The following is a 260-nucleotide window of genomic DNA, read 5'->3' on the forward strand; positions in this document are numbered from 1 at the left end:
CATCGCGGAGTACGGCGGCGATCCCGACTACATCGTCGCCACCGGTGGTTCCGCGGGCGGCCATCTCACCGCGATGGTGGGCCTGACCGCGAACGACCCCGAGTTCCAGCCCGGCTTCGAGGACGTCGACACGTCGGTGCACGCGATGGTGCCGTTCTACGGCATCTACGACTTCCGTGACCGCTTCGGGTACCGCGGGAAGAATGATCCACTGCGCAAGGGGCTCGAGCGCTACGTCATGAAGCGCTCACGCGACGACG

At 66.5% G+C, this 260-nt stretch carries 1 pseudogene; it reads left to right on the forward strand.

Annotated features, from left to right (window positions below):
* Positions 1-260, forward strand: a pseudogene (locus tag EUU22_RS08000) (hypothetical protein); the annotation flags it as partial.

The organism is Ciceribacter ferrooxidans (assembly GCF_004137355.1).
Classification (GTDB): Bacteria; Pseudomonadota; Alphaproteobacteria; order Rhizobiales; family Rhizobiaceae; genus Allorhizobium; species Allorhizobium ferrooxidans.